Origin of the sequence: Massilia arenae (assembly GCF_008014745.1) — a bacterium.
Classification (GTDB): domain Bacteria; phylum Pseudomonadota; class Gammaproteobacteria; order Burkholderiales; family Burkholderiaceae_D; genus Telluria; species Telluria arenae.
On sequence record NZ_VPFD01000053.1, the window covers coordinates 1 to 7,301 of the forward strand.

Annotated in this window: 5 protein-coding genes; 4 read left to right on the forward strand and 1 reads right to left on the reverse strand. The window is 64.2% G+C overall.

Annotation, left to right across the window (positions count from 1 at the left end; genetic code table 11):
- Positions 1–244 precede the first annotated feature (244 nt).
- From FVD38_RS26120 to FVD38_RS26135, 4 genes are all read left to right on the forward strand, one after another.
- Entirely contained in the window at positions 245–1,087 is an 843-nt protein-coding gene (locus FVD38_RS26120; RefSeq protein ID WP_147937466.1) for an alpha/beta fold hydrolase, read from the forward strand.
- A 126-nt stretch (positions 1,088–1,213) separates the two neighbouring features.
- Entirely contained in the window at positions 1,214–1,570 is a 357-nt protein-coding gene (locus FVD38_RS26125; protein WP_229494022.1) for a hypothetical protein, read from the forward strand.
- Positions 1,571–1,731: 161 nt separating this feature from the next.
- Entirely contained in the window at positions 1,732–3,210 is a 1,479-nt protein-coding gene (locus FVD38_RS26130) for a DUF2868 domain-containing protein (protein ID WP_147937467.1), read from the forward strand.
- Positions 3,207–4,739 carry a DUF3482 domain-containing protein gene (locus FVD38_RS26135; RefSeq protein ID WP_147937468.1) on the forward strand — a complete coding sequence of 511 codons (1,533 nt, stop codon included), beginning with the start codon at positions 3,207–3,209 and terminating at the stop codon, positions 4,737–4,739. Before FVD38_RS26130 ends, FVD38_RS26135 begins: the two co-directional genes overlap by 4 nt.
- Here FVD38_RS26135 and FVD38_RS26140 read toward each other — a convergent pair.
- Entirely contained in the window at positions 4,714–6,831 is a 2,118-nt protein-coding gene (locus FVD38_RS26140; protein ID WP_147937469.1) for a TonB-dependent receptor family protein, read from the reverse strand. The two genes, FVD38_RS26135 and FVD38_RS26140, sit on opposite strands and share 26 nt — an antisense overlap.
- Between the last annotated feature and the right edge of the window lie 470 nt (positions 6,832–7,301).

Consider the following 7,301-nt stretch of genomic DNA (forward strand, 5'->3'; position numbering starts at 1 on the left):
ACCGTGAAACGACTTTGCGCCGATGATAGTGCTGCAACCAGTGTGAAAGTAGGTTATCGTCAGGCTAGTTATATAGAAAAAGCCCGCTCAATGATTTGAGCGGGCTTTTTTGCATCCTGAATTACGGTCCAGATCGCGCTTTCTGCAATCTGTCCGGCCAATATGCAGTTCAGCGCTTGCCCTCCAAGACAGATCAGGTGTCGTGAAAGAATGGAATTTTCCAAACTCGAGCGATTCCGATCCCATGTCCCCACATACGAACACCGGTCGCAAAAACGTCCTTTCCATTTTCTTCCTGCTGGGCTGCCTGTCGATGTCGGGATGGGTATCTGCCGCTCCCGCCACTGCCAGCGTCGATACGATCGCGGGCCGACAGGTCGAATCGCTGACCATCAAGAACCCGGATACGAACGTCAGCATCGTCTTCGAAAACGGCCTGCGGGCAACTGTAGGCGGATGGGACAAGGTCATCGAATCGCTGGCCCCGGAGGCATCGATCTTCGCCTATAACCGCCCTGGCTATGGCAACAGCCAGGAAACGGGAACGGCGCGCGATGGCGGAACGATCGTCGAGGAGCTCAGGCAAACCCTGAAGCAAAAAGGCCTGGCGCCTCCATACATCCTCGTCGGCCACTCACTCGGCGGCTTGTACATGCAACTGTTCGCCAAGCGTTATCCCGAGGAAGTCAGCGGCCTCGTGCTGGTCGATCCGCTGCTGCCCGGCGTCGTCAAGAAGTCCGATGAGTTCCCATTCTGGACCCGCGGCGCCAAGCGGCTGTTCTTCTCCAGCGCCGTCAACAAGGAAATCGACGCCATTCACCAGACCAGCGAACAGGTGCTGTCGCTCGCGCCGATCGATGACAAGCCGATCGTCATGCTCATCAACAAACCGAAGGGCGCCACCGCGGTCGGCGTCGATTTCGGCGCCTTCAACAAAGATCAGAAGACCAGGGAGGCGGTGAACGGCATGTATCCGAAAGCGAAAAGGATCGTCCTCGATTCCGACCACCAGGTGCAGCGCCAGAACCCCGCCGAAGTGGTGGACGCGATCAGGGGCATCATCGCGAAACAGGCCCCAGGCATATAAGGCAGCAAGATAGTTGCTTCTAGGGCGTAGGGCGAATCCCACAGTCCACCGAAACGTTCTCTGATACTTCCTCCGTCCTTGCACGCGCATTATCGAAGTTCTTGTTCAGTAAAGCGGAGGATCGCGATGAAGTCGAAAGAGAAGGTCAAGGGCGTAGACAACCGTGCACGCGGTAGCGCAAAACCAAAAACCTTGATGGTGGCCGAGGGCAGCCTGCAGTCGAGGGCGCCAGGTTACGTCATGCCGGGCGGGCTCGACACGCCTTTCCCGAGGGGGAATACAGGATCCATGCAATCGGATTCGACCGGACGCGGCCAGCGCGCCGGCGCCGGTTCGCAGGCCGGCGGATGGAGCGCCCGCCAGCAGGCCCAGCGCATGCAGGCGCGTGGCGAGCAGGACCGCCTCGGCGACTCGCGGCAGTCCGGTCGCGGCATGGAGCAGTACCAGCCGTCTTCGGATTCCGGCAGCAAACAAAAAGGCTGACACATCAGGACCTCGACCGTCCACGAATACCACCGACCCGGGGCATGCCCGGGTTTTTTCTTATCAGGGTGGGACGCACGGTGAGCTAGCCCACTGCCAGCCTGCGCGAATCTGGTGCACAATGCCCCTAACGACATTGCCATTTCATCCATAGGAGAAGCATGAACGAACAGGTCGCACGCAACGTCGTGCTGGTGCGCTCGATTGAATACGCCGACGTTGCCCACACGGTCCTGAGCGACGACGATCGCATGTACGCCACCCGAAGCGCGCGTGAGCTCGCTGCCTGGCAGGCGGCAGACAGTCATATGGCCGCCAACCAGCATCACTTCCTGCAGCAACGCGCGGAGCAAATCCTCAAGCGCTTGGGTGAACGCACGCCGGCCTTCGGCACATTCGCCCGGCGCGCTCCCGGCATGAGCGGAATCTGGATCGCGCTGCCATTCCTGGCCTTCTTGCTCGGCGCGGCGCTCGACCGCATCGCCGATCCGCACCGCGTCGACCTGCTGTCGGCGCCGCTGCTGGCAATCGTCGGCTGGAACCTGCTCGTCTATCTCGGCCTGCTGGTCTGGGCTATCGTGCCGGCCGCACGTCGGGGCAAAGGCACCACGCCGCTGCTGCGCCGCCTGAGCGTCGGCAAGGCGGTCGCGCCGCGCAAGCTGCCCACTGCGCTGGCCGAAGGCATCGCCCACTACCTGGCCGATTGGGCCGTGCTGAGCGAGCCGCTCACGCGCGCGCGCCTGGCCCGCACCTTCCACCTGGCGGCGGCCGGTTTCGCGCTGGGCGCCGTCACTTCGCTGTATGCGCGCGGCCTGCTCACCGAGTACGTCACTGGATGGGAGAGCACCTTCCTCGATGCGCAGCAGGTGCACACGCTGCTGTCATGGCTGTTCACGCCGGCGCTGGCCGTGTTCCCGTTCTTGCAGGGTTTTTCGCCCGCCGAGATCGAGCAGCTGCGTTTCGGCGGCGCAGCCGGCTTGCCGGTCGGCGACCGCTGGGTCCATCTGTACGGCGCGACCTTGCTGCTGCTGGTGATCCTGCCGCGCGTGGTGCTGGCACTGATCGCGGGCGTGCGCGCAGGCCGCCTGAAGCGCAACTTCCCGATCGATCTCGACCAGCCTTATTACCGCAAGCTGGCCGACAGCATCGGCGCCGGCACGCCGGCCGTGCTGCGCGTGATCCCCTACAGCTACACGCTCGACGAACCGCGCGACCGCGGCCTGTGGGCGATCGCCGCCGCGGCCCTGGGTGGACAGACGCGGGTGCAGTTGCTGCCGCCGATCGGCTATGGCGTCGAGCTCAAGGACGCCTTGCGCGACACGACCTTGAAAGAAGCCGGCATCACCGTGACCACGGTACTGTTCAGCCTTGCCGCCACGCCCGAAAAGGAAAACCACGGCGCGATGCTAGACTACCTGGTCAAGCGGGTGCCGCGCGGCGTGGCCGTGCTGCTCGACGAGTCGCCGCTGCTCGATCGCATCGGTGAGCAGGTGGGCAGCGAGCGCGTCGCCGAACGCCACGCCCTGTGGCGCCAGTTCTGCAGCTTCCACGGCACCTCGGCCCACGTCGTCAATCTGCTCCAGCCCGACAAGCACCCGCTTGAACTGGGCGCGGGCCTCGCCTTGCCGGAGTTGCGATGATCACGCCCGCAAAGATCCAGTTCGCACTGGTCTCGCACACCAATAACGGCAAGACCACGCTGGCGCGCACCCTGGTCGGCATGGACGTCGGCGAGATCCGCGACGCCGCCCATGTGACCCAGATCTCGGAGGGTTACCCGCTCCTGAACACCGAAGAGGGCGACTCGCTCGTGCTGTGGGATACGCCGGGCTTCGGCGACTCGGTGCGCCTGCACAAGCGTCTCGCGCTGGCCGGCAATCCGATCGGCTGGTTCCTGCGCGAGGTGTTCGACCGCTATCGCGACCGCCCGTTCTGGCTCAGCCAGCAGGCGCTGCGCGCGGCCAGGGAAGAGGCGGACGTCGTACTGTACCTGGTCAACTCGTCCGAATCGCCGCAGGATGCCGGCTACCTGCCGTCCGAGATGAAGATCCTCGAGTGGCTCGGTAAACCCGTGGTCGTGCTGCTCAACCAGGTCGGCCCGCCACGTCCGGCGCACGAGGAACAAGCAGAACCCAAACGCTGGAAGCAGCACCTGGCGCAATACCAGGTGGTGAAGGAAGTGCTGCCGCTGGATGCCTTCGCCCGCTGCTGGGTGCATGAACACGTGTTCTATGAATCGGTGGCGGGCCTGATCGCAGAGGAAAAACGCCCCGCCTATACACGCCTGCTGGCCGCGTGGGCCGAGCGTAACCGCGTGCGCTATGCGAGCGCACTGAACATGAGCGCCGAGCAGATCGCGGCGGCGGCGCGCGACAGCGAACCGCTGGGTGAAGAACGCACCGGCATGCTGCGCACCGCATTGAAGGCGGTCGGCATCGGAAAGGACGAGCAGCGCCGCCAGGATCTCGCGATGGCGGCGCTGGTGCAGCGCCTGAACGACGGCATCAACCATGCAACCGCACGCATGCTGTCGCTGTACCGCATCGATCCCGGACAAGCGGTGAACGTGAACGCGCGCGTGCGCGAGAACTTCGCGGTGCGTGCGCCGGTGGACAAGGCGCAGGCCGGGCTGCTCGGCGCGGTGGTGTCGGGCGCGGCGACCGGCTTGTCGGCGGACGCGATGGTCGGCGGACTGACCCTGGGCGCGGGCGCGCTGCTGGGCGCGATCGCCGGCGGCATCACGGCGGCCGGCGCGGCCTGGGGTTTCAACCAGGGCACGGACCGCAACCAGGCCAATGTAAAGTTCGCCAATCCCTTCCTGCAAACGCTGTTGGCCAGTGCCATGTTGCGCTACCTGGCGGTGGCGCACTTTGGACGGGGACGGGGCAATTATGTGGAGAGCGAGGCGCCGCCGTTCTGGCAGGCCGAGGCCGAGCAGGCACTGAACGGCGTCGGCATCAACGGCGACCGCCTGTGGCAGGCGGTGCGCGAAGCGCCGGACCTGGGCGCCGCTACGAGGCTGGTCGAGGCGGTGCTGGTGCCGGCGGTGACGGCGACGCTCGAGCGCCTGTATCCCGATGCCGCGCTGCCGGGCGCGCCGGCGCAGGCAGCGCCGGCGACGCCGACATTGGACAAGGACGCAGTTACTGGAACTGGTACTGAGCGCTGACGCCCAGGATCCAGTTGCGGCCGGGGGCCGCTTCGTAATAGCGGCGGTTGGTGTCGCCCACGATGACGGAACCCACGTAATCACGGTCGAACAGATTGTTCAGGCGCGCGAACTGGCGCAGCTTCCAACCGCCCAACTGCTGGCTCGCCTGCACGCGGGCGTTGACGATCGCATAGCCCGGCGCCGGCGTGGCGCTGTTGGTGTCTTCCGCGTACACCTTGCTGTTGGCGATGGTCTCGAGCGCCGCGCCATAACGGCCGGCCGCTTCCTTCCAGCCGAATTCACCATAGAAGCTGGTCTTCGGCAGGCCGGGCAGGCGGCTGCCTTTCGGCACTGCGCCAAAGGCTTCGTCATAGACCGCGTGCAGCATGCTCAGGGCCAGGCGCGCATTCCAGCCGGCGCCGAGTTCGGCGTCCACCGACAACTCGCCCCCCTGGCGCAGGGTGGCGCTGGCGTTGCGGTAGCTGGTGCGTCCGCCCGAGGAGGCGTCGACCACCAGTTCGTCCTTCGTCTTCACCTGGAACACGGCGGCGTTGACGCGCACGCCGCTAGCCACCATGGCTTTCACGCCGGCTTCGAGATGGGTGCCAATGGCCGGTTCGAGCGCGAAGTTGAAGCCGCCGCCCGTACCTGAATAAAACGATTCGTTCATCGTCGGAGTTTCGAAGCCGCGCGCCGCGCTGGCGTACACGTTCAGGGTCGGCGAGATTTTATAGAGCACGCCCACCAGCGGCGTCGTGTGGCGAAAGTCGGCGCCGCCGCTATCGTCGCCATTGGACAGGTAGCGGTCCTTGACGTCGAAGTCCACGCGGCTGTGGCGCACGCCGCCGCTCAGCACCCAGCGATCGCGTTCCCACTCCAGCTGCACATAAGGGTCGACGCTGGTCACTTCGTTCTGTTCGTCGCGCCGCAAGTTGCCCTTCACGCCGAAGGTATTGCCGACGAAGTTCTCGAAGCCCTGGCGCGCATCTTTCGAGCGCGCCAGTTCCAGGCCTGCCGTGGCGCGCATGGTGCCGCCGGCGACCTGGCGCACCGCGCGCCAGTTGGCGTCGATGCCGTAGAAGTCGCGGTCGAAGTCGATCACGCCGCCCGAGTGGCTGCTCGGCGCCTGGAAGCCGCGCGAGAACGACTGGTACTGGATGACGCGGCGGTTGCCGCCGTAGGCGGTCACCTGCAGGCGGTCGGCGCCGAACTTCTGTTCATAGGTCGCGCCGAATTGCTGGTGATCGATGCTCTTGCGCGTGTCGTAGCGATCGGCCAGCGTACGTTGGGGCGTCTGCGTATCGGTGGTGTCGATCTCGCCCGCGCGTGGGTCGCGCTGATAAGTAGCCCAGGTAACGCCGAGCGGGTCTTGCGTATCGTCCTGGCGCAGGCCGCTCGCGGTCAGCACCAGGCGGCTGGTGGACGAAGGTTCGACGACCAGCTTGGCGTAGGCCTGCTTGCGCGTCGCGGCGCTGTGGTCGCGGTAGCCGTCGGTCTCGAAGCGCGAGGCATCGAGCAGGTAGCCGATGCCGCCGCTTCGGCCGGATGCATTGGTGTCAAACTTGCGCTGGCCATAGCTGCCGCCGGTGAAGCTGGCTTCGACCGTGGGCGTATCGGTCGGTTCGCGTGTAAAGAGCTGGACCACGCCGCCGGAATGGTTGCCATATAAGGCGGACATGGGGCCGCGCAGTACTTCGATGCGCTCGGCGAGATCCAGGTTGAAGGTCGCGGCCTGGCCCTGGCCATCGGGCATGGTGGCCGGGATGCCGTCCGCCACCAGGCGCACGCCGCGCACGCCGAAGGCGGAGCGGGTGCCGAAGCCGCGCGAAGAGATCTGCAAGTCTTGCGCATAGTTCTCGCGATTGCGCACCACGATGCCCGGCACGGCGACCAGGGCTTCGGACGCGTTGACGCGCAGCTGGGTGTCGCCGATCTGCGCCGCATCGACCACGTCGACCGACGCAGGCAGGTCGAAACTCGTGTGTTCGGCGCGAGTGCCGCTCACCACGACCACGTTCATCGGGTCGCGAATCTCTTCGGCGAGGACTGCCAGGGGCCAGCAGGCGCAAACGGCGGCGATCGCCGTGCGGCGCAAGACTGTGTGCTTCATTATTTCTCCATGGGTGCGTAGCAAGCGCGAGAGGGTAGGGCCTTGCCAATCAGCCAAGGAATATACCTTGCAACGGAGTATTACGCGCGCACGGAAACAATCCGGCAAACTCATGCCTGACTGAAATGGCTGAAACATGTTTGGATTGGGGTCTTGCGGAACCCAGTCGAGGTTTGCTATAGTTCGCCTCCGCTTCGGCATGACCGAAAAATGTTAACGTAATCAAGCGGTTACGGTAGCAAAATCGGCAGAGAAATCTGAGACGAAGCGAAACGAAGGGGTTGACGAAAAACGAAAAACACTTCATACTCTCTTTCCTCTGCTGCTGACGAACACAACGATTCGAAGCAAACAGCAGATGATGCAACACCGAATAAAGTTCTTTAAAAATTAACAGTCGATAAGTGTGGGCGTTTGATGAAGGTGCCAAGAACTTCGGTTCTTGATTACTTAAATTATCAAATGTTCAC

Excerpts from the sequence above, each read along its gene's own strand:
- FVD38_RS26120 (WP_147937466.1), top strand. The coding sequence starts at position 245 with ATGTCCCCACATACGAACACCGGTCGCAAAAACGTCCTTTCCATTTTC.
- FVD38_RS26125 (WP_229494022.1), top strand. The coding sequence starts at position 1,214 with ATGAAGTCGAAAGAGAAGGTCAAGGGCGTAGACAACCGTGCACGCGGT.
- FVD38_RS26130 (WP_147937467.1), top strand. The coding sequence starts at position 1,732 with ATGAACGAACAGGTCGCACGCAACGTCGTGCTGGTGCGCTCGATTGAA.
- FVD38_RS26135 (WP_147937468.1), top strand. The coding sequence starts at position 3,207 with ATGATCACGCCCGCAAAGATCCAGTTCGCACTGGTCTCGCACACCAAT.
- FVD38_RS26140 (WP_147937469.1), bottom strand. The coding sequence starts at position 6,831 with ATGAAGCACACAGTCTTGCGCCGCACGGCGATCGCCGCCGTTTGCGCC.